General features: G+C 48.8%; 19 protein-coding genes. 7 read left to right on the plus strand and 12 right to left on the minus strand.

Annotated elements, in window-relative coordinates:
- Window positions 1–53: 53 nt before the first annotated feature.
- On the minus strand, window positions 54–632 hold the full coding sequence (locus ACN5NT_RS20530) for a DUF4390 domain-containing protein (RefSeq protein WP_136797953.1): 579 nt from the start codon (window positions 630–632) through the stop codon (window positions 54–56).
- Between the two features lie 603 nt (window positions 633–1,235).
- Between ACN5NT_RS20530 and ACN5NT_RS20535 the strand changes: the two genes are divergently transcribed.
- Window positions 1,236–1,625: a NifB/NifX family molybdenum-iron cluster-binding protein gene (locus ACN5NT_RS20535; protein ID WP_419176723.1), complete on the plus strand. Its 390-nt coding sequence runs from the start codon at window positions 1,236–1,238 to the stop codon at window positions 1,623–1,625.
- A gap of 104 nt (window positions 1,626–1,729) precedes the next feature.
- Entirely contained in the window at window positions 1,730–2,017 is a 288-nt protein-coding gene (locus ACN5NT_RS20540) for a DUF134 domain-containing protein (RefSeq protein ID WP_136797955.1), read from the plus strand.
- A gap of 182 nt (window positions 2,018–2,199) precedes the next feature.
- On the opposite strand, the gene ACN5NT_RS20545 is transcribed toward ACN5NT_RS20540, so the two are convergent.
- Complete coding sequence (locus tag ACN5NT_RS20545; RefSeq protein ID WP_136797956.1) at window positions 2,200–3,786, minus strand: peptide chain release factor 3; 1,587 nt, start codon at window positions 3,784–3,786, stop codon at window positions 2,200–2,202.
- Between the two features lie 125 nt (window positions 3,787–3,911).
- Here ACN5NT_RS20545 and rfbB point away from each other — a divergent pair, with 125 nt between their 5' ends.
- Both rfbB and rfbC read left to right on the plus strand, forming a co-directional pair.
- On the plus strand, window positions 3,912–4,988 hold the full coding sequence (gene rfbB, locus ACN5NT_RS20550; protein ID WP_419176724.1) for a dTDP-glucose 4,6-dehydratase: 1,077 nt from the start codon (window positions 3,912–3,914) through the stop codon (window positions 4,986–4,988).
- A 29-nt stretch (window positions 4,989–5,017) separates the two neighbouring features.
- Window positions 5,018–5,563: a dTDP-4-dehydrorhamnose 3,5-epimerase gene (rfbC, locus tag ACN5NT_RS20555; RefSeq protein WP_136797958.1), complete on the plus strand. Its 546-nt coding sequence runs from the start codon at window positions 5,018–5,020 to the stop codon at window positions 5,561–5,563.
- Between the two features lies 1 nt (window position 5,564).
- On the opposite strand, the gene ACN5NT_RS20560 is transcribed toward rfbC, so the two are convergent.
- Window positions 5,565–9,248, minus strand: a complete 3,684-nt coding sequence (locus ACN5NT_RS20560; protein ID WP_419176725.1) for an SbcC/MukB-like Walker B domain-containing protein — start codon at window positions 9,246–9,248, stop codon at window positions 5,565–5,567.
- A gap of 23 nt (window positions 9,249–9,271) precedes the next feature.
- Window positions 9,272–10,504 carry an exonuclease SbcCD subunit D C-terminal domain-containing protein gene (locus ACN5NT_RS20565; RefSeq protein WP_419176726.1) on the minus strand — a complete coding sequence of 411 codons (1,233 nt, stop codon included), beginning with the start codon at window positions 10,502–10,504 and terminating at the stop codon, window positions 9,272–9,274.
- A gap of 344 nt (window positions 10,505–10,848) precedes the next feature.
- Between ACN5NT_RS20565 and ACN5NT_RS20570 the strand changes: the two genes are divergently transcribed.
- Window positions 10,849–11,466 (plus strand): LysE family translocator, encoded by a 618-nt coding sequence (locus tag ACN5NT_RS20570; RefSeq protein WP_419176727.1) that lies wholly within the window; start codon window positions 10,849–10,851, stop codon window positions 11,464–11,466.
- Between the two features lie 36 nt (window positions 11,467–11,502).
- Window positions 11,503–11,664: a LiaI-LiaF-like domain-containing protein gene (locus tag ACN5NT_RS20575; protein WP_167495798.1), complete on the plus strand. Its 162-nt coding sequence runs from the start codon at window positions 11,503–11,505 to the stop codon at window positions 11,662–11,664.
- 194 nt (window positions 11,665–11,858) lie between these two features.
- On the opposite strand, the gene ACN5NT_RS20580 is transcribed toward ACN5NT_RS20575, so the two are convergent.
- The 6 genes from ACN5NT_RS20580 to ACN5NT_RS20605 form a co-directional block, all read right to left on the minus strand.
- The gene (locus ACN5NT_RS20580) at window positions 11,859–12,284 is read right to left on the minus strand and encodes a DUF2231 domain-containing protein (protein ID WP_136797962.1); all 426 of its coding nucleotides are present in this window, start codon (window positions 12,282–12,284) and stop codon (window positions 11,859–11,861) included.
- A gap of 89 nt (window positions 12,285–12,373) precedes the next feature.
- Window positions 12,374–12,700 (minus strand): c-type cytochrome, encoded by a 327-nt coding sequence (locus ACN5NT_RS20585; RefSeq protein WP_419176728.1) that lies wholly within the window; start codon window positions 12,698–12,700, stop codon window positions 12,374–12,376.
- A 197-nt stretch (window positions 12,701–12,897) separates the two neighbouring features.
- On the minus strand, window positions 12,898–13,224 hold the full coding sequence (locus tag ACN5NT_RS20590) for a hypothetical protein (protein WP_136797964.1): 327 nt from the start codon (window positions 13,222–13,224) through the stop codon (window positions 12,898–12,900).
- A 186-nt stretch (window positions 13,225–13,410) separates the two neighbouring features.
- Complete coding sequence (locus ACN5NT_RS20595; protein WP_419176729.1) at window positions 13,411–14,628, minus strand: glycosyltransferase family 4 protein; 1,218 nt, start codon at window positions 14,626–14,628, stop codon at window positions 13,411–13,413.
- Between the two features lies 1 nt (window position 14,629).
- Entirely contained in the window at window positions 14,630–15,907 is a 1,278-nt protein-coding gene (locus ACN5NT_RS20600) for a D-alanyl-D-alanine carboxypeptidase/D-alanyl-D-alanine-endopeptidase (RefSeq protein WP_419176730.1), read from the minus strand.
- 460 nt (window positions 15,908–16,367) lie between these two features.
- A complete protein-coding gene (locus ACN5NT_RS20605) occupies window positions 16,368–18,917 on the minus strand; it encodes a TIGR03960 family B12-binding radical SAM protein (RefSeq protein WP_419176731.1) in 2,550 nt (849 codons plus the stop codon).
- A gap of 191 nt (window positions 18,918–19,108) precedes the next feature.
- Between ACN5NT_RS20605 and ACN5NT_RS20610 the strand changes: the two genes are divergently transcribed.
- A complete protein-coding gene (locus tag ACN5NT_RS20610; protein ID WP_419176732.1) occupies window positions 19,109–20,107 on the plus strand; it encodes an AMIN domain-containing protein in 999 nt (332 codons plus the stop codon).
- Between the two features lie 79 nt (window positions 20,108–20,186).
- Here the strand turns inward: ACN5NT_RS20610 and ACN5NT_RS20615 are convergent, their stop codons facing one another.
- Window positions 20,187–20,996, minus strand: a complete 810-nt coding sequence (locus ACN5NT_RS20615; RefSeq protein WP_419176733.1) for a hypothetical protein — start codon at window positions 20,994–20,996, stop codon at window positions 20,187–20,189.
- Window positions 20,997–21,068: 72 nt separating this feature from the next.
- On the minus strand, window positions 21,069–22,775 hold the full coding sequence (locus ACN5NT_RS20620) for a tetratricopeptide repeat protein (RefSeq protein ID WP_136797970.1): 1,707 nt from the start codon (window positions 22,773–22,775) through the stop codon (window positions 21,069–21,071).
- Between the last annotated feature and the right edge of the window lie 3 nt (window positions 22,776–22,778).

The following is a 22,778-nucleotide window of genomic DNA, read 5'->3' on the forward strand; positions in this document are numbered from 1 at the left end:
TGTCTGTATTTAAGCGGTTTTCTGTAGCTATCCATTTTTCAGACCAGATGCCATTAATATGTGAATTCTATGCTGTGCCAGTCGGTGGTCTTATCCCACCAGGAAAAGAACGGCATAATACGATGCAGGCTGAGCGGCAAGGTCTTCTTGAACAGGTCTGCCCGTATCCTGAGCTGGTATGTTTGGTTCGGGGTAAGTTTTTCCAATGACATGACCTGTACTCCGTTGATCTCGTTCATGGTTCGCTCCGCCGCACTCAGAGAGCTATGGAACGATGATTTATTATGTATTTCTCCTAACTCCACGCGGTAGCTGTCCTTGAGAATGTCATAGGTCATGGTGTGCTGAAACTCCATGTTGGTCAAGAGCAGATTCTTGCCCTGGTTTTCTTTCCGGTAGAGATCGACGAAGAATGAAAATTCTACAGGAATACCGCTTCTCAGCCCGGAAATCATCTCGTCAGTAAGGGTATTATTTAAAACACCGAAAAGAATAAGGTGGGTCTGGGATGAGGTCGCGATGAGGTCTGAAAAGGTGACGCTGTCACTATTCTCTTCACCGGAAAAGCATAATGGGCTGAGAGCACCTAAAAAAAATAATAGAAAGATGAGAGATAAAAACTTTTTGCGCATAGTGTGAAGCGGGAACCTGTATACTGGCAGATATCAGATACGATTGCAGCCAGGGTATATTTTATGATTGCTAAGCAGTCTAGATCTGACGAAGTTTCAAAGTATATTCTTTGATATCTATAATCTAGCAGCTAAGAGTCAGCTGGAGTCAGCTCTTTTTCCCCAGCCCGGTGTTATCGGGAGAAAAGGAATGTTCTAAATATTACGTATATGGGCCACCTCGATTATCTTTTTTCATGCCCCGGTGTCCCGCACGCGTGCCTGTTTTGTCAAAAAAAGGCCTAACCGTAGATAATGTTAGATTAATTTACTCGAAACGGGGTGGCATGTCCATCGCCTGCTCAGGTCTTGAACTGAATAATGACCTGATAGCAGAATACAATGAAATCCCTTGACCTGACATCTGAACGGAGGTATTGTGTGCATATGCCCACTCAGTGGCAGTTCGCCACAGTCGATCGGTGTTATCTGCGACGTAGTATAGATCATATACTATATAAAGAATAGAACAACACTCAAGTAGATGTGGTGTATCTGATTGAAAAAGTGAGTTGAGAGAAAGAAGGTAAATTAATTCTGGTTAACAAGGAAAGGAAGAGAAATATGAAAATTGCTGTCCCTACAAATAATCCAGGCGGGCTTGATGCTGAAAGATCAGACCATTTCGGTCATTGTGACCTGTTCACTGTTATCAGCCTGGAACCAGGCAGTACTGTAGCTGAAGTGGCAACTATCGAAAACGGAGGCCATGAAGCCGGTGGCTGCATGACGCCTGTGAAGTTATTGTCTGATGCCGGCGTACAGGCAATTGTGGTCGGTGGTATGGGAGCCAGGCCTATGCAGGGGTTTTCCCAGGCGGGCATCGACGTTTATTTTGCAGATCGCACGGTGGCGGTTACAGTAAAGAGTATCGTGGAGCTTTTTGTTGAAGACAAGCTCCCGAAGATGCATGCGACCCAGGTCTGCAAAGGCTCAGGAAACTGTCAGCACTGAGAATTTGCAATTTAAGGCCATCGGCTGTATAAAGGTGCATTACTACAAATGACCGGTTTTGCTTTTGACTGAGCAAAACCTACACATCAGGTTTGTAATTTATTATGTCGCCGAGACCAAAAAAAACACGTAATTGTGAAGGGAACTTCTGTGGGGATGCCTATAAACCTACCGGTATTCCGCTTGTAGAACTTACTCAAATTGAGCTTCACAGAGATGAGTTGGAAGCCCTCCGACTTTGTGATTCCGTCGGCCTGACCCAGGAAGAGGCGGGTCAGAAGATGGGAGTTTCACGAGGGACTATCCAGCGTATTCTCACTGTGGCTCGAAAGAAAACATCAACCTCGCTCTCGCAGGGCTATGCTATTATTTTCGTTGATGACGAGGAATGACCCTCCTGTCACGTACCTGTCGTGAGCAAAAGGTGGTAGACACCTGGCCGTGCTTCTTATCGTAAAGCGATCAGGAAGACGGCATGTGAAAAAGCCGGCAACTACAACTGAAATATCAGTGTAGTTGCCGGCTTTTTCATATTAGGGCCTGAAGTAATCGGCGGTACCTGTTGAGACAAACCTTATACGTTTTCACGTGTCTTCATAAATTCTATCTCAGGCCATTTTTCCATGTGGAAATTGAGCATCCAGCCGCTTTGAGCAAGAAAAGTGAGAAATCCTTCCGAGTCATGGGCCAGTGCATCCTGGTTTTTTCTCTCGAACTCCTGCAACTTTTTCTTGTCATCACATCGTACCCAGCGGGCGGCCTGGTAGTCGACCGGTTCGTATATGGCATCAACGCCATATTCGTTTTTCAGCCGGGCCATCGTGACTTCAAACTGCAACACACCAACCGCACCCATTACGTAGTCAGAACCAATCATGGGGCGGAATACCTGAATTGCTCCTTCCTCGGCCAACTGCACCAGACCTTTTTGTAGTTGCTTCATCTTGAGCGGATTTTTCAGCAGCACCCTGCGAAAATGTTCCGGGGCAAAGTTGGGAATGCCGGTGAATTTCAGTTCTTCCTTCGGGGTGAAGGTGTCACCGATCTTGATTGTGCCGTGGTTATGCAAGCCAATGATGTCTCCGGGCCAGGCCTCTTCGACGTTGGCACGTTCCTGGGCCATAAAGATGGTGGCGTTGGCGAGGGTAATGTCTTTCCCGAGTCGATGATGCTTAACCTTCATACCGCGGGTAAATTTTCCGGAGCAGATCCTGAAAAAAGCGATGCGGTCACGGTGGGCCGGATTCATGTTCGCCTGGATTTTAAAAACAAACCCGGAGAAAGTTTCTTCTTCCGGCGATACAACCCTGGTTTGAGCCTCGCGCGGACCAGGTGTGGGAGCCATTTCAACAAAGGCATCCAGCATTTCCTGTACACCGAAATTGTTAATCGCGCTGCCGAAGAATACCGGTGTCTGACTCGCTTTCATATAATGATCATATTCAAACGGGTTAGCCGCTCCTTCCAGCAGTTCAATATCTTCACGGAGTTCCTGGGCCTGGATACCGAGCAGTTCGTCAAGCTTTGGATCGTCAAGATTTTCTATGGTGACCGTCTTGATATCCCGGGTCTCCTGACCTGGGGTGAAGAGATGGAGTTTTTTCTGGTAAAGATTGTATACTCCCTTGAAATTTTTACCCATACCGATCGGCCAGGAGAGCGGGGTGCACTCAACCTGGAGTTTTTCCTCAATCTCTGCCATTACATCGAGCGGATTCATACCCTCACGGTCAAGCTTGTTGATGAAGGTAATAATCGGTGTATTCCGCATCCGGCAAACTTCCATGAGTTTCTCGGTCTGGGCCTCTACGCCTTTGGCGCTGTCGATCACCATGATAGCCGAATCGACCGCTGTCAGAACTCGGTAGGTATCCTCCGAAAAGTCCTGATGGCCAGGAGTATCGAGGAGGTTCACCTCGTAATCGCGGTAGGTAAACTTCATCACAGAGGTGGTAACAGAAATACCACGCTCCTGCTCGATGGCCATCCAGTCACTGGTGGCGTGACGCTCTGCCTTTCGCGACTTGACGGCACCGGCCATATTGATGGCGCCACCAAAAAGCAGCAGCTTCTCTGTCAGGGTAGTTTTACCGGCATCGGGGTGACTAATGATACCAAAAGTCTTACGCTTCTTTATTTCGGATAGGAGTTGTTTGCTCATAATTAACTGTTATTTGATACAGATAGTACTTTCTTTTACGTCTCTGTGATATTATAAGGACAAGCTGAAAATCAGCTGAAGGATAGGCGCTTTTTCCCATATTGCAACCAGAAAATAGATACTTTATGAAAAATAGACGCTCAGCATTGGTAACAGGTGGCTGTGGATTTATCGGTGCAAATTTTGTTCGCCTTATTTTACAGGCTTGCCCGGAGTGGCGGGTAATCAACCTCGATAAGCTCACCTATGCCGGTAATTTGCAGAATTTACAGGGTATAGAGGAGGACGAACGATATAGATTCGTCAAGGCGGATATTTGTGATTCGGCCAGGGTTGAAGAGCTTTTCAAAGAAGAGCGGATCGACACAGTTGTCCATTTTGCCGCAGAGTCGCATGTTGACCGCTCTATCCTGGGACCTGCCGAGTTTATTCAGACCAATATAATAGGCACCTTTACCTTGCTTGAAGCTGCCCGAAAGAGTTGGCAGAGTGATTCATGGCAAGGGACTGAACCATGTTTTCTGCATGTCAGTACCGACGAGGTGTACGGTTCTCTCGGTGATACCGGGTATTTTACTGAGGCAACTCCGTTTGACCCGCGCTCACCGTACTCTGCTTCAAAAGCCTCTTCAGATCATCTGGTAAGTGCCTACTTTCACACCTATGGCCTGCCGGTTCGAATAACCAACTGTTCGAACAATTATGGACCATACCAGTTCCCGGAAAAACTCATACCTCTCATATTTAACAACAGTATGCACGGAAAGTCATTACCGGTATATGGTGATGGCAAGAATATACGTGATTGGCTTTATGTGGAAGATCATTGTGAAGCGATTGTCGAGGTGTTGAAGAACGGTGAGAATGGTAAAAGTTACAATATCGGCGGCAATAACGAGAAGCAGAATATCGAAGTTGTAACGCTCATCTGCGATATTCTTGACAGAAAGATCGGGCTGCCGGAAAGTGGAAAACCGCGACGTTCGCTGATAACCTATGTTGCTGACCGGTTAGGTCACGACCGGCGTTATGCCATAGATGCATCCCGCATCCGGGAAGAGCTTGGCTGGGAGCCCAAAATGACCTTTGAGCGGGGAATCGAAAAGACCATCGACTGGTATCTGGCAAATCAGGAGTGGGTGGCCAATATTGTGGATGGCAGTTATCAGAAGTATTACCAAGAGATGTATGAGGCCGAATAAGGCGAATTTTTTACGAGTTTGTAACTGAAATGAATATAATTCCCACAGAATTGCCGGAAGTTTTGCTGCTCGAGCCGAAGGTCTTTGGTGATGACCGCGGTTTTTTCCTGGAGAGCTTCAACCAAAAGCAGTGGCAGCAGCAGACAGGTCTTGAGACCAATTTCGTACAGGACAATCATTCCCGATCAGCCCGGGGCGTATTGCGTGGCATCCACTACCAGATTAAGCAGCCCCAGGGGAAACTGGTCCGTGTTGTGGCCGGAGAGGTGTTTGATGTAGCGGTCGATCTGCGCAGGTCGTCACCAAATTTCGGTCGTTGGGTTGGTATGGTTCTGAGCGAAGAGAACAAACGGCAACTCTGGGTGCCGCCAGGTTTTGGCCATGGTTTTCTCGTGCTCTCCGGGAGTGCCGATTTTTTGTACAAGGCAACCGATTATTACGCGCCGGAGCATGAACGTTGCATCCGTTGGGACGATTCAGAGCTGAACATCAGCTGGCCGGCAGGCATCGAACCGCAATTATCAGCCAAAGATGCTGAAGGGGTGGCTCTGGCCGAGGCAGAAGTTTACCCATGATTCATAACACTCCCGGGCCGCTCAGGGTACTGAGGCCGCCTGCTCCCTTTTTTACCTGGATACGGGTTGAGATTCTTTCCTGGAGGCCACTGATATGAGAGATAACCCCGATCAGCTTGCCATTTTGGTGGAGGCCGCTCAGGGTATCCAGCGCAGTCTGTAACGCTTCATCGTCCAGGGTGCCGAACCCTTCGTCGAGAAAAAGGGAATCTACTTGCACTGTATTGCTGGCCATGTTGGAAAGGCCCAAGGCCAGTGCCATACTCACAATAAAACTCTCGCCACCCGAAAGGTTTTTGGTCGATCTCATTTCCCCGGCCTGATAGTTATCTATCACCTGGAGTTCCAGAGGCAGCTGGGTATTGTGCACAAGCAGGTAGCGATCGGTCATCTGCTGGAGACTGATATTGGCGTGATGGATCATTAATTCAAAGGTGAGTCCCTGGGCGAAATTCCGGAATTTTTTACCGTCGGCTGAACCGATCAGTTCATGGAGTTGAGACCAGTGTTCCAGAACCTCTCTTTGCCTGGTCAGTTGACCAAGTTTTTGCTGATGCAATCTCTGCTGCTGCTCGTTGGTCTTTAACTGCTGGCTAAGCGCGCCGGAATCATGTGTCAGCTCCTTGAGTTCACTGGTGAGCTGATTCTGCTCTTCCTGCAGTTCAGAGGTCGAGCGTTCAGTGAGTTTTTTCTGCTGCTCGATGGTAAGCTTTGCTTGAGTATTGTTGAGAAGATGCCGGAGCTTTTCGATTTCATTTTCTCTCTTTTTCAAGATATCAACCTGCTCGGCAAGTTTGTCCGGCTCAATATGCGAAACGAGATAATCAGCCTCATCGGCAAATCCGGCAGCCTGCAGGTGAATTTCATGCTGCTGTGATTGTTTTCTCAGATCGTCTTCTCTTACCCTGATACGCTCGTTCAAGCTGGTATGCCGTTCAGTGAGCTTAGCCTGCTCTTTCAAGAGCGCTTCATTTTTGACAGAGAGGTTGTTAAATCGCTCCTCGAGGAGCGTTTTCTTTTGCTGTCGTTCTTTCAGAACCGTATCAGGATCTCGCTCACCGAAGAGATCCTTTCTCTTTTGAGTCAGCTGGTCCAGATGTTCCTGGTGCGAGTTGAGGCGTTTGCCGACCAGAGTCAGTTGTTCTTCGAGCGCTGCAGATTGAGTTTCCAGTCTGGTTTTTTCGTTATGATGTTTTTGAAAATTCAGAGCCAGCTTCTGTTCACGGGCTTCTGCATGGAGCCATTTCTCTTTTCGATTATTCAGTTCCACTAACAACTCAGGGAGAATGAGAGAAAAATTAGAACCCTGAAGAGACTTCGGCACGAATGGTATGAGATAGGTCTGCAATTTCTCGAATTGCTCTTTAAGCTCCGTGCTGTATTCTTTTTGATTTTGCAGAAGCTGATCATGGAGCCGTACAAGATGGTCCTGTTCGTGCATCTGCTTTTGGAGTGAGCGATCGGCCTCGGTTACTTTTTTGTTGGTTACATCAAGTTTGGTGCTGAGATTTTCACCAGTTTTTTTCAGCTGAAGACAGTGCTGTTGCACTTCATGCAATTTTCGAAGATGCTCATTGAGCTGGTGCTGTTGATCCTGAAGATGTCCGACGAAGTCAGGGCCTGTAGATATGTTAAGCTCTTTGGCGAGCTGATCACATCTGGTGCGTCTCATCTCTATCGATTGTTGCAATTCAGCCAGAGTTTGTTGCAACTGCTCTATTGTTGCAGAAGTGACCGCGGCCGTATTGGTCAACCCTGAGAGTTGCTGCAGGCTCTTTTCAAGAAGAGCCTGTTCCTGCTTGAGCAGTTTTTCCTCATCATCGACCTGGAGACTGCCGGAGGACAGATATGGGTGTTCAGTTGCCCCGCATAACGGGCAGGGACTGCCAGGCTGCAGTTTGTTTCGCTCTTCTTCAAGGCTTTCAACCTTGGCTGCCAGACGCAGAACACGTTCCTGCTGCTGAACAGCCTTGGCCTGCTGTTGGTATTCCTTTTGCGCCGCTTCAATCTGTACATTGAGCTGGATTCGTTTTTCGTCCTGTTGTTTCAGCAGCGTGTTCGATCTGTCCAATTTTGTAATTTCTTCTGCCAGCTCACGGCGGTGGTCGAGCAGCTGGTTGATACGTTGTGTATTTGCCTGAAGCGTGCCCTCTTGTTGAAAGAGTTCTTCTATGCTGTGAAGAGTGTGCTGTTTCAGGAGATTGGCCAGATTGTCCTGAATACCCTGGGCCTCTTGTTGCAGCTCATTGAATTGGCAGGTGAGTTCTTTTACCTGCTTTTGTTTGGCTTCGACCTGCCGTGCACCTTTTTCGCGCTGTTGTACTCCGGCTGCGATTTGCTGTTTGAGAGAAGCATTTCTTTGGTCAAGTTGGAGATACCTGTTGCTGTACTGCTCTATTCCGCTCAACTCTGATATAAGCTGTTTATCAACTCTGTTGTCGGAGAAATAGCTGACAATGGATGCCTTTTCCTTTTCGATCCCGGTGAGTTCATCAAGAGTAATGCGGGATTTAGTGAGAAGAGAAGTCTGCTGGTTGAGTGCTGCCTCACGCTCTTTTTGGGAATCGCTCAATTGCTTACAGGTCAGGGTGATCTCTTTATCGAGCTCGCGCACCTGACGTATTATCAGCTCCAGTTCTCTGTCCTCTACAGACTGTGTGGCAAGTTCCTGCTGCAAGGTAGTGCGGCCAGCCTGGGTGGTGTTGATAGTTTCAGCAAGCTTCTGAAGGTCGCGGGCGGTCAGCGCATGTTCTTGCCTTTCTTTCTCCTGTAATGCGCGGGTTGTCTTGAGATGCTCGTAGCCTGGCCTGATCTTTTCGGCTTTTTCGGCCCGCATGAGCTGATTACGCCGGGGGGCCAGTTTTTGCCATTCATCCGTGGCAGACGAAAGTTGCTGGTTTTGTTCAGTGATTTCCTTTGCAAGCTGGTCCTGAGCCTGCAGCCAGTCAAGCTTGTGTCGTAGCTCGTTTATTTTCTTTTCTAAAAGCTGACTTTTGATGAGAAGTTCCTGGCGGCGACTTTCAATTTCTGAAACCTGTTCAGGCATTAGAGGTATGAAGCCATCACACTCACTTTGCAACTTATCGAAGGTAGTCTGGGTGCGCGTCTTGATCTCATGAACTTTTCTTGATATCCGACTGTAAACTTCTGTACCTGTAATCTGTTCCAGGATTGGAGCGCGTTCATCAGGCCGAGCGTTGAGAAAAGTGTTGAACTCACCTTGCGCCAGGAGAATAGAGCGGGTGAATTGTTCGTAGCTCATACCGGTCACGGCAATAACCTTTTGCTCCACTTGTTTCTTACGTGATTCAAGTACCTGGTTGGTGTTGCCATCCACTATCTCATGACGGGAAGGCTGAAGCTCCCCATCTGCCGATTTTCGGGATCGATGCTGAGCCCAGTGACAGCGGAATTTCCCCCTGGCTGTGGAGAACTCGACTTCTGCCCAGCATTCACCGGTCTGCCTGGTCATGATCTCGTTACTGGTCTTGTTTACCCTTTCCAGTCGAGGAGTTTTGCCGTAGAGCGCGAGGCAAATGGCGTCTAAAATAGTGGTTTTCCCAGCGCCTGTCGGTCCGGTTATGGCGAAGATGCCATTGGAAGAGTATTCTCCGGCCGTCAGGTCAATAGACCAGTTGCCGGCAAGGGAGTTGAGGTTACAAAAGCGAATCTGGAGAATTTTCATAATAAATAATTTATTACAGCAGGTTACTGTGCTTGGGAGTCTTCATCGTTGAGTTCCTGCACGGTCTGGCGAAAGAGATCGAGCAGTAGCTCAGACTGCTTCTCTGGAATCTCCTGGGCCTGAAGACACCGGCAAAAGACATCTTCCTCGCTCATCTCCTCCAATGTTTCCTGTGGTGACTGTCGTTCCAGTACCCGCTCTTTCAATCTGTTGTTGACTATACGCAAGACTTCGATTGCGCTGTCGGCAATACCCTCGGCAACGATCTGCTGCAGGCTGGCTATAACTTCGTCGCCATCGTAGAGGATTTCTACCCAGACAGATTCTCCAAGTGTTGCCAGTTGGTCGAGTTGCTCCGGAATAGACTGGGCATTACCGGTAATACTTTTAAGCTTTTGCCAACGAGGGACTGCAATTTCGGTGATATGTGGTTCGGATGCGGCCAAGTCTATAACAAGCACTACTTTATCTTTTTCTGCTTCGTGAAACCCCATGGCAAGCGGTGCGCCGCTGTAACGGAATCTGGTGTTGCCGCCAACTCTCTGGGAACTGTGCAGGTGGCCCAGTGCAAGATAATCGATTGCCTCAGGGAAAATGGTGCCGTCAACATGAACCAGGGAGCCGACGTATAAATCCCGAACCCCATCTCCTTCCACCTTGGTTCCGCCTGCGGCAAAAAGGTGACCGGTGGCAACGATTGGCGGAGGAGCGTGTGAACAATCCGCCTGGATTGAAATGGCATGTTCGCAGACCGCCTGGTAGTGGCCGGCAATGCCTTCGATAAGATTATTATTCTTGGCCTGATGGTCTTCACCCGCTGCTGCGCTACGGACATCCCGGTCGCGGAGATAGGGAACAGCGCAGACGATCAGCTCTGTGTCACCATTACTGTCTTTCAGGAGCAACACCTCGTCTTCGATTTTTTCTGGTGCGCTGCCTACGACATGAACCTGAAAGGTCTTTAAGAGCTCTTTCGGGGCGTCGAGAAGGGAGGGGGAATCATGGTTTCCACCAACTATAACTATGTGGCGACACCCAGTAGAGGCAAGCGAGTGGAGGAAATGATAGTAAAGTTGTTGCGCTCGATTGCTTGGCGTTCCGGTGTCGAAAATGTCACCTGCAACAATAAGCGCCTCGATTTGCTGGTCGGCGATCTGGTTGGTGAGCCATTTGAAGAAAGCCGAGAACTCATGGTATCGTTTTCGGCCATACAGGGTGCGGCCGATGTGCCAGTCGGAGGTGTGGAGAATTTTCATAAAGAGTGAACGAATGTAAACGGTTGACCGTCAATGGTGAACGGCTGTGGCAAGAAACAACTATACTGGGTTGTACGGAACATGAAAATTAAATTCTCAGCGGTCAGAACCGTTGACAGCCTCCAGCAATAGGAATAAGTATAGTGTTCCACAGGGAATATTCAATGCTTTGCCTTGTTGCAGAGACCGCGGGAGTCGTTGCCGGTATACTCGCGGGGGCAAAATCATCAATAATCGGTCAATTCCTCTGTAGTTGGAGTGATCAAACCTCAAGCCGGTCGCAATCCGGCATTTCGCATTGAGCACAGGTAACTGAGTTCTGTGCTGTAAGGGAGTCATACGTCATGGGGCTGGAGAGTGCAATCACCTTTGTCATTGCTATATTTATTTTCGCAATCACCCCGGGACCTGGGACATTCGCTATTATTGCCCGGGCTCTGGTGTCGGGTTCCTCCTCGTGCGTCACTCTTTGTTTCGGGATGGCCATCAGCGATGTGGTCTATCTGTTTCTGGCCTGTCTGGGCTTGGCGACAATTGCTGAAAATTACGGAACTGTCTTTACCATAATCCGTTTTGCCGGTGCCATTTATCTGTTCTACCTGGGCTGGAAAATGTGGACCACTGAAGTGAAGATGGAGTTCGCGAAGGAGCGTGAAAATCCCAAGGGGCATTGGGGAGGATTTATCCAGGGTTTTCTGATCTCTGCCTCAAACCCCAAGGTTATTCTGTTTTATATTGCATTTTTACCATCGTTCATGGATCTCACAGTTCTTTCGATGGCAGATATAATCGTTGCAGCCGGACTCACCATCGTTGCATTGATGCTGGGTTTGATGCTGGTTGCAGTATTTGCTGGTTCTGCCCGAAAAATGTTTCGTTCTGAACGTTCAATGAAGAGACTCAACCGAACGGCGGGAAGTGTGATGGCTGGTGCCGGGGTATATCTGGCCACCAACGGTTGAGTTCAGTGAATAGAAAAGTGATTTATCGAGGAAGATATGAGAGCAAGTATTGGTCCGATTCTCCTGATTATTGTTGGCGCATTGTTGCTGCTTTCCAATCTGGATTTGATTCATTTAGGGGATTTACGATTAATTTTGAAAAAGTGGTGGCCTGCGTTGTTAATCGTTATCGGAGTGTTGCAATTACGTAAAAAGTGATAGCCTGCATTTTTCATGGACACTGTGTCAATTTGGTTGTGACTGAGAATATTTCGAGTATTCAACCGGAATATTGATGAGCAATTGGGAATTGCAGCACGTGCCTGTTGCGAAAAAAAGCGCCAGCCAAATACCTCTTTTCGGGTATTCAGTGGCGCTTTGTATTTATCCGCGATTGTATTTAGCCGGAGATTTTATCCGTAGACCAGTTCTCCCCCCAAAAAGCCAAGCCCGCCGGCACAGGCCATACAGAGCAGATAGATGACCAACATCCGGGTGGAGCTGGCTCCCTTGAGTTTTGCCATAACCGCAGTTACCAATAGCCCGGTAAGCAGCAAGGCCAGAATAATTTTAATGATAATAATTGGTTCTTTCCAGCTGCCTAGTTGATATCCTGCCCAGTCCAGAGCACCGGTTATAAGTGTCGGCACCATGAAAATCAGGGCCAGCACTACGCAATGAAAGGCAGTTTTGTCAAGCTGTTGATTTTTAAATACAAAACCGGTCAATGAAAAGATCACTGCTCCGATAACCAATCCCATTGGTAGGTGCACTACGATGGGGTGGAGTGGGTGACTAAAACCCATTGTTTCCAGAAATTGATAGAGTCCTGCTATCATGGGAGCCTCCTTGGAGTGAGAGGTAAGGTTTTATTGTAAGAGTCGCCTTGAACGTGTACGGCGGCGGGCAACAGTTTCTTTGGTCCGGATCAACCCCGGTCCAAATTTTTCAGCCAGGTATAAATATCTGCAGCATCCTTCTTGGAAACTTTCTCTTCTGGAAATGGCGGCATGCTGGCTGTATTGGGTTTTCGAAGTATTCTGAGAAATGATCCAAAACCCATTCTAAGCCCGACTATCTGAGCAGCCTTACCGTCATCGCCGTTTTCACCGTGACACGCGTGGCAATTGTACATCCTATACCATCTCGCCCCATTTTCGGCATTTCCGCCAGGGCCGCTGCAGCCTGTTAGCATCATAAGGGCAACAAGCAGAAATACTCCACTCAAAGTCGGTAAATAGCTATATCGATCCATTTTGCGCTCCGCACCGGGTAATCGGTCGTTAAAATGCCGGAGTGAATTAGCTGCTGGTTATCTGAATTGTAGCAAAAACGATGTCGAATTATCGGACTATCCTGCAAAAAGCGTATTGAAACAGGCGGAAAAAGGCAAGATGAAATTTGGTTAACTTCTCGAAACCAGATGGTTTCACCGTGCGCGAATGGAGCTTTTCAGATGATATGTTGTCCGGGAATATCACTGCGGTCTTTCATACAAATGTAGCCTTGGTCAACGAGGTATGAATGATGCTGAAGGGTTATGGAGTTGATATAAATGTCGGCGCCAGCCTTGGAGAGGGTAGAAAGAGGGATGTATTTGTTGTTCAGCTGCAATGGGTCGTTGGGATCACTTTCGCAGGAGAGTATTTTGACGGCAGGGGTAAGATGGTAGGAGGCATTGAGTTCCTCTATTGATACCCAGACACCGTCAAGTTTTGTTCTGCCTTGGCTGACGAGCTTTTCAAGGTCTTCCTGGCAGACAAACTGAAATTTACTCATCTCTTATTATTGTCATGTAAAAAATTGAAATTACACTGATTATATCTGCATAAAGGTAAAAAGCAAGAAAATAGCTTTGCTATCCCCGCATGCTGCATCATGAGTTGGAATATTGTGTTATTACAACATACTAACCCACATTAATCCTACATGGATAGTGTTTTGATGAGAATATGAAAAAGTGGTTTATAACAACAGGCTGTAAGCCTGGTGGGTCCTCTCATAAACAGCTTTCCAGCTGAAGTGATCAATTTTTGAGGCCAGGGGGTGGAGCTGTACTTCCGGTTCTTTTCTCGTTTGGGTTATCGATTCTGTGAGAGCTCTGGCAAGATCAGCGACAAAGTCTGATTCTTTTTCGGGCGAAACGCAGTCATGTCCTGGGTCGGTGGGAAGTGGTACCAGAGTTATATGATCTGACTCGAGAATAGAAGCTATATAATTTGTTCCCGGCAAATCTGTGGCGATAACACGACAACCTGAGACGATTGCTTCAAGCATGATCAGGGGGAGTCCTTCAAAAAAAGATGGCAGCACCATTATGTGTGCCTTTCTCATCAATGCTGCAAGTTGGGACTGGGACAGTTGTCCGTGCAGTGTAACCTTGTCGCCCAGCTGTTCGGCAAGTTTGACACATTCCTCAAAATCAGTACCGCTGCCGCTGCCGATGAGATCGAGATGAATGTTGTCCTGCTCAAGGGAGGCAAGCGCTTTGAGGAGCCAGGGAACGCCTTTGGCTTTACTGAGCTTTCCGGCATAAAGAAGACGAACAGCAGACAGGGCTGGTTTATTTTCCTGAAAAAACAGGTTTTTATTAAATCCACCTCCGGCAACGGAGATTTTTTTTGTATCGAACCGATACTCCCGCTGGATTTCTTCTCTTTGGGCCGGACTCAAGGCAAGGATATGATCAATGTTTCTGCAGCCACTCATCACTCTTGGGCGCAGATGCGGACAGTTGCGCAGCTGCCTGAGGTCGGTTCCGTGGCAGGTGGTGACGAGTGGGATGTGTGGAAACATTCTGGCCGCCAGCGAGGTGACAAGCCAGAGATGGTGGCTGTGGATTATATCCGGGGCGAAACGATCAATTACCTGGCAAAGTGCGTTACCAAAAGCCTGCTCATAGTGTCTGATCTCATCACTGTTCAAATCTCGGAAACGTTTACTGGCGTAGGGCATTACGTCGCTCATCCCGACGATATTGAACGGGAGGGCACTGGAGTTAAACTCGACATAGGTGCACTGGCTGGAGGGGAGAAGGTCAATCTCCGGCATCTGCTCACTTTGTATTCCGGCCAGCAGGTGATTGTCGTGGCCCTCATCAACCGCAGCACGCAACATCTCCTGCACATAAATTCCGCTGCCTGTGGAATCGGGTCGTTGGCTGATCAGGTGGAGAATGCGCATGCTATTTCACGTAGATTGTCTTGTGCTGCTGGGTTTGGATCAGCTTTAAATCAATTTTCCGAACCAGCGATCTCAACAACTGGTCTCTGGTATTCCTGGTCTGGTTCAGTAAAAGGGCAAACAGGACCGGGCCGTGCTGGCTTTCGATATAGCCTGCGTAGCAGTAGATGGAGTCCATGGTGCCGGACTTTACCTGAGCATCAAATTTGATGGGCAAGAGATCGCGATAGGGTTCAAATGCCTCAAGGACTTTGAGTAAGGCCGAAGGGGTTGCAAGAGTTTGCCGCGATAATCCCGATCCTTCCATGATGCGGATTTGTTCCCGGGGAATCTGTAATTCACCGGAGGCCGTATTTTCGAGGAGATTTCGAGTTTTTTCCCAGCTGGCCGGGTAACCGTAGCTTTTGGCTGAGGCCACAAGGATGAGTTGGTTTGCTATGAAGTTATTGGAAAAACGTAAGCAGGATTGAACAACTTCTCGGACCGTCTGCGATGAATACTGGGTGTGGATTAACCTGGCAGTCGACGGAACTGTACCGGTCCTGAGTTGCAGGGTTGATTCGACCCCTTCTTTTTTGAAGAGTTCATGGAGCAGTTCGCCGCTGTAACGAAGATGGCTGGGGAGATTGCCTTGAAGATCAAACGCTGCCGGGTTGACCCGGTGCAGACCGGATGGAAGTTGACGGCCAATTTCCCGTGCCATATGGGTCATTGGTGTCTGCGGTTCACCGGAAGTTACCTGACCGTTTGCATGCTTGCGAATGGCTATGGAGTTAAAGTTGACTGCCAGTGCTCCGTTTGCGACATCATATGATCTGCTGGAATTTTCAGAGCCGGGTGTGGTAACCGATTCCAGCTGGAACGCACTGTCATCGAGAACATATTCGGAGATCTTGGTAAGCCCATGCTGTTTCATGGTTCTGACCGCATCAAGCAGCACCTCAGAGGTCAATACCGGATCCCCACCACCCTTGACGTACAGCACATTGTTTTTGTCTACATAGAACCTGGTTCGAAAGCGATAGTCTTCGCCGAGAGTTTTCAGGACGGTGTAACCGGTGAGCAATTTAATGGTCGAAGCCGGAATAAAGAGTTCCTCCTCATGCAGGCTTTCAATTATCTGCCCATCTTTCTGAATGATATAACCGCCGTTTTGGATGCGGTCCTGAAGAAGGAGGTGAGAAGCGCTCAGGCAGCTGGAAGAGAGCAGCAGTTGAAAAAACAGGGCCAGGATGGCAACAGGGAACAACGAATGTTTTGACAGCATAAGGTACGGCAATGTTTGCTTCCTGTTCACTGTTTTTGAGGGAAAACAGGACGCGGCAATAGATGAATCAGATCCTCGGGAGCCAGGCCGGCGATTTGGCAATTTGCTCCTCCGGGTAAGCGTAATTGTCTCGTTCTCCCTAAAAGAATCTATAGTATGAGGCCATATCAATCAAGTCGTCTCCTGAAAAATAGAAAAGATTGGTTTGGGGTTCACTGTTTTTCTGTGGATCAAAAGGGAGTTGCAGCCTGTCGGAAATATCTGAAATTGCCTTGTACCACTTCACTATATTGGCACTTTCTCGCCTGAAAGTATACTTTATTTCTCCATCTGTAATCCAGTCAGGCAATGAGGATGAGTCAGCTTTAATGGCCGTAATGAATCAATTACAAAAAATTAAAGCTGACTCTTGCCTATGAATGGGCGCTGAGAAGCCACTCTACCCAGAGTACTTCAATAGGGGCAATTTCAGTTACTCTTCGTCGAGTCCCTGCCAACTGTTCTTGGTAATGGCCAGTTCGAGGGTGGTCTCCTGGTCAAGGCCGAGGATATGTTGCAAGGCGTCAGCCGGTTTAATTCCGGGTGAACCAGCCTTACTGATCACCTGCATGGTGAGCAGATTATCAGTTTCTGTCACCAGGCTGGTGATCAGTGGCCTGATATTGAACTGTCGCTTCTTGCCTTTGCGCTCACGGGAGATAACCAGTTCATCTGATGCCAGAAAAGATTCCAGCAAAGCGACTTGTGATTCGGACAGCGGTTTCGGGAACTCAATCGAATAATTTACCTCGACTACCTGAGGCAGCTTGCCGGAGTGCAGGGTTATGGAATTTACCTCAAGCCCCGGGGGGAGCTTACTGCTGAGAAGAGCAGCGGCATCCTGGGGTGAAGCGAGTGGCTTGGGCAGATCCATCAGGAAATACTCCGCGTTACTCTGCGTACCAACAGGCAGGGCTGGGCCGAATGAAATTTTTGGTGATGGGTTGTAGCCTTTGGAGAAGTTGGTTTCGATCTCGGCACGTCTCAGTCCTCTGAAGATAAGCTGCAAAAGTTCCAGGTGACCGAGAAAGCAGATATTGCCGATGCGGCTGTAGTGCACGATGTACTTGAAATGCTGTTCATCGTGGGCAGCGTTGTTGCGCTTGTCCTGATGCTCGCCGGGTATAAAAGTTCCATCTGTCTTTTGGCTGCCAGGCTCAACCTCGCTGTGAACGATAGGCTGGACCAGGTCGAAATCGCACAGGCCACACTGCTGACAACCGTGGTAGCGGCAGTCCGGAGTGTATATTTCCTCCCGGGCGTTGTTCCACTCATCCTTTAAGAACTGCAGATCAATACCGGTCTGCAGATGGCTCCAGGGCAGAACTTCATCGAACTCACGTTCACGGAGGTAGAAATCAAGATCGAGTCCGATCTCGTCTGCGGCTTTTCGCCAGCGTTCGAGATTGAAGTGGTCCGACCAACCGTCAAGCCGTGCCCCTGCCTGCCAGGCAGCGTGGATGAGGGCCGAAAGCCGTCTGTCACCGCGGGAGAAAATCCCCTCAAGAAAGCTCTGCTCAGGGCTGTGCCATTTCATTTTGCAGCCTTTACGGGGCAGATTCTGTCGCAGGTAAGTTATGCGGTCACGGCTCTCCTCGATGGTGAGCTGTCTGTTCCACTGAAAAGGGGTGTGTGGTTTAGGCACAAAGGTACCGATGCTGACGTTGATCTGCTTTCGACCTTTAGCCACTTTGCTGATTTCGTATCCGGATTTTTTAACCAGCTCAATGATAGCGTCGATATCTTCCTGACTTTCAGTGGGCAGACCGATCATGAAGTAAAACTTCATAACTTTCCACCCCAAACCAAAAGCCATACGGGAGGCTTCGAGCAAATCTTCTTCGGTGATGCCCTTGTTGATGACCCTGCGAAGACGTTCACTGCCGGCTTCCGGAGCAAGGGTGAAGCCGGTTTTACGGACTCTCTTGATCTGGTCCATGATTTCGGGAGTCAGGGTGCCGACTCGCATGGAAGGCATGGCCACCGAGACATACTCATCAGCGAACCTGTCCATCAGTTTCGGCAGGACCTCACCCAGGCAGGAGTAGTCACCGGTAGAGAGCGAGAGCAGGGCCATCTCTTCAAAACCTGAGTTGGCGATGCCTTTTTCCGCCAAAGCCATGATTTGCTCTGGTGTTCGTTCCCGCACCGGCCGATAAGTGACGCCAGCCTGACAAAAGCGGCAACCACGGGTGCAACCGCGGGCAATTTCAACACCGAGCCTGTCATGAACAATTTTGGCATTGGGCACGATGGGATGCAGAAGATGATCGACAGCGCCAAGATCAGAGAGCACACGTCGGCTGACTTCATTCTGCCCTGTATGGGCGACTATTTGACGGACCTTGCCGTTTTCATCGTATTCAGGGCTGAAAAACGAGGGTACATAGACGCCCTCGATTTTGGCGAGTTGGGCAAGCACATCTTTTTTGGACAGACCGTCTGCCTTGGCACTCTGGATAAGCAGGCCAATTTCGGTGATAGCTTCTTCACCATCTCCGAGTAGTACTGCATCGAAGTAATCGGCTACAGGTTCCGGGTTCATGGCACAGGCACCACCGCCCAGTACAATGGGATAGGTTTCCTGACGATCCTTGGCGTAAATGGGAATACCGGCAAGATCAAGAACTGTCAGAATATTTGTGTAGCAAAGCTCATATGGCAGAGTTATAGCCAGCAGGTCAAAATTCCCGAGTGGAGTGCCGGACTCAAGCGAGGTAAGGGGCAAGTTACGATTTCTCAGGAGTTTCTCGACATCCTTATCCGGGCTGTAGCAGCGCTCTGCCAGGAATTTGTCCTGAGCATTGAAGATATGGTAAAGAATCTGGAGCCCTTGATGAGACATACCTATCTCATAAAGGTCAGGGAAGACGACCGCGCAGCGGACCTCAGCCTGCTGCCACTCTTTCTGAACGGCGTTATATTCACTTCCCAGGTAACGTCCTGGTTTGAGTACCTGGGCAAAATAGTTGCTTTCTGTCATGTGTTGTCTCGTGCTGTTATTCTCGTGTGATTTGGAGGTAACCAGCCTGACTGGGGCTGTGTCGTTTCCGTGCCATTCATTTACTGAAATTTGATTGACTTTTCAAGCGGTGATGCGGTATTCAAAAAGCACAGAAAAATTCTCAACTTAAAGAAATCATTATATCATTTCGATACAGAAGGTTATCTCCCATGAGTTTTCAAACTCGCTTTGTATCCGGTCGCCTGTTTTTACCGCTTCTAACAATTGTTCTGCTTGTGCTGCCATTCACCGGTTCTGCCAAACCTGGCAAAGTTATGATTAACGCAATTTCCCATAACCTCGAGAGTGGGAACGGCGAGGTTGTAGAGTTTTGGTTACGCGGCGATACTACGCCAAAAGTTTTTATGATTCCAGGTGAAAAGCCTCGCCTGGTAATTGATTTTTTTAACACCGGTTATGGAGGTCCAACCCAGATAGAGCCGACCGACCCGAACCTTGTGCAAAGAATTCGCGTCGGCTTTCATAACATTCCCGAGCCGAAGACACGTGTGGTTATCGACCTGTTGCCGAACCGGCAAATTGATTGGCAAAATAGATCCATCCATCACAATAATACCCTGCGGTTCACCTTCAAGTCGAAAGATGTGAAAGCTGCTACCGAAACGGTGCTGATTGCTGATTCTCCACCCGCCGCGCCAGCTAAGGTGCCGGTGTTTAATGCCTTACCCTCTAAAGTAAAAACCGGGGTTGCTAAAAAAGCTGGTGTTACTGCTCAGGCCAAAGAGCCGGCAGGGGCTGTGCAAAAAACTGCAGCAAAAAGTGGTTTGCAGCAGGCAGACAAGAAAAAGAAATCAAAAAAGAAATCCATATTGCAGGATGTAGCTTTTGACGATCTCCAGGTACGAAATGGTGAGATGGTTCTTTTCAAGCTTAATAAATTCTCCCCGCCGGTCATTTCGGCACAGGAGAAAGGCCGGCCGCGGGTAATTTGTGATTTTGAGAACACAATAATCGCCAAAAGTATCGCCTCGCGCATTGAGGCTAAAGGTAAGTTTGTGGATACCATCGACGTAACAAGCCAGGAACAGGATATGGCGAGAGTAGTCCTCAATCTTCATCCAGGCAAGGACTATGATCTGCAGCAGGTATTTTTTAAGGAGGATAAACTTTTCGTCCTTATTGTCAGTGATCTGACATCGAGTGAGTGAAGAAACAAACAGTCAAAGCGCAGTTCATCATGAGCGGCAAGCTTTCCTTCCTCGCAGATAATGTTGAACCGCGTGGTTCTCAGTACTGTGCTCTCGTCAGGTGCTGATAGTTGTAGCCCGCTGGTCGTTTGATGAAAAAATCCTGATTTTCACAGCTCTCCATTTCCATCAGGTTGGAGAGTTGAACCTCAAGCTCGGCGCCATAGGCAAGTCGGGTCACCTTAATGCTTTGTGGCTGGCGCAGTGGCGGAGTGCTTCTATTGGAATAGTCGATGCGAGCTATGATCTTTCCTTTCTCATCGGTAATGGTCCTGGCCACCAGCATCTTTTGCTCAGGATCTATCAGCAGGAACTCACCTCTGCCGGTCTGGCTGTTTACACCGGATTGAGCCCCATACCTCACCCAGATCCCCTGTTCGGAGTTGTCAGCACGCATTTCATTTATATCCCTGGTGTTTACAGGGATTCTGGCACTGATCCAGTCACCCCAGGGCCCTGAAAAGTTTTCAAGCGGTATCTCGTAGATGCTGGCGAATTCATTGATGTCGCCGTCCAGGTAGGTTCGGCTAAGAACGTTAACATATTGAAAATTTTCCTGGTTACCGACAAATGCTAGAACCGGCTGGCCAAAAGGGTTGGAAGTGACGAATTTGATCGTATCGGGTGCCATTATCTGGGTGTAGCCGCTGGCGGCTGTGTTTTTCATCCAGCTGGTCAGGAATACTTTTACATCGGCATCAAAGCATCTGGGTCTATCCTGCTGTGCCGCAACTATTTCATCCATAACATCCAGCATGGCCTTGCGGCCGTCATCCGAAAGGGTGTCATGCCAGGGCTTCGGTGCACAACCGGAGAGAACAACAAGCAGCAGCACTAAAATAACCGGCATGAATCGGCTGGGGCAGGTGGGCGCAGAACGGAAGTTAACAAGCATTTGACGTTTTGGATTGAGGTAAAGGAATTATTGGGAGCTGAGTTCGTTCAGCTTTTTCTGTAGCATAGCTCTATCGCCATCATTGTCAAACATTTCCAGGCCCTTGCTATATGCTTTCTTCGCCTTGTCGGGCTGGTTGAGGGCGCGATAGACGTCACCTAAATGATCGTAGATATTCGGATCAGCTGGTTCAAGCTGGATGGCAGTCTGGAGTTCCTGAAGGGCGCGATGGTACTCACCTCGCCGGAAGTGAACCCAGCCAAGGCTGTCCCTGATAAAGCCGTTGTCGGGCTTGAGTTGAACTGCACGTAAAATGTATTCAAGAGCCTCATCCAGATTTATATTCTGGTCGGCCCAGGTGTAGCCAATATAGTTCAAAGCTTCCGGGTGATCAGGGCTCAATTCAAGCACTCGCTGCATAACGGCAACCGCTTTGCTCTGCAGGCCGCTTCTCTCAAGGAGCAGGGCATGTTCAAAGTGAAGTTGCTCACTATCCGGAAAGATTGCAGTACCGGCGGTAATGCTGGCCATTGCTTCTTCGATTCTCTCCTGTTCCTGATAAATCGAGGAGAGCAAGGCGTAAAACAGCGGGTGCTGGGCGGCAGGGTTACCCGTAGAAGCATGGAGAAGATCGACTGCCTTGCCCTGCATGCCCAGATCACGATAAATACGGACCTGGAGATACACTGCATCGGGGTATTGATCTGTTCCCGGCGTTACTCCCTGTAGATAGCGAAGGGCCTCCTGTTGGTGTTTATCCTGATAATAAACCAGGCCCAGCAGGTAATTGGCTTCAGAGCTCAGTTCCCCCCGACGCAACAACTCAAGCAACCCAACAGCCTCTTCAACCTGATCGAGCCTGAGAAGGATCTTGGCGATGGCCATGTCAAGCCGTTCAGTGCCAACAGCTTCCTCGCGATATGTGCGCAATTCGGAGAGCGCCTCACTATCTTTTTGCATGCTGAGCAGGGTTTGAATCTTGCCGAGAATTGCCCGCTCATCGTTGTTGTCATTGGCTATTATAGTGTCGTATAGCCTGAGGACATCACCATAAAGTTCCTGGGATTCGTAAAAATCGATTAGCTCGTAGCTGAGTTCCGGGGACCAGCTTAATTGCAGCGCTTTTTCGTAGACTTTTGCTGCAGCCTCATACTTGTTTTCCAGGTGCAGGAGCCGTGCGAGATATATCTGGGCGAATTGCAATTCGGGATTTTTCTTGACGAGGTCTTGAAAAATATCCTCAGCTTGATGGTAGTCATCCTGCTGGACGAGCAGAATTCCCAGTCTCAACTGGACACCTTCATTCTCGGGGTCCTGTTTCAGGACGCTACGGTAAATCCTGATCGCCTCCTGGCGCTGATTCAACTGAATCCTGATGTGTGCCAGAAGCAGATGCTGGGAAATGTCGCCCGGGTCTCGCGCGATTACCAGCTCAAGGGTCTCGGCGGCTTTGTCCATCATGCCAAGGCGGTAGTACAGGACCGGGATCTTTTTTTCTATATGAATCGCCTGGGGATCACAGATGAGCGCCTTCTGATAGGCCTCGAAAGCTTCATCGAATCTGGAAGCATATTCGGCGTGACTCCCCCAAAGAAAGTAGAAATATGCGCAGGAGCGATCGGCACGCAACTCCTCCGCGTTACCACTGGTCGGTGCAGCTCGCGTACCTGTGGCACATCCGGTAAGGACCGGAAGCAGAAAACATATTGTGAGGAGGCGCAGGTATCTTTTCATATC

Origin of the sequence: Desulfosediminicola sp. (assembly GCF_048381775.1) — a bacterium.
GTDB lineage: Bacteria > Desulfobacterota > Desulfobulbia > Desulfobulbales > Desulfocapsaceae > Desulfopila > Desulfopila ganghwensis.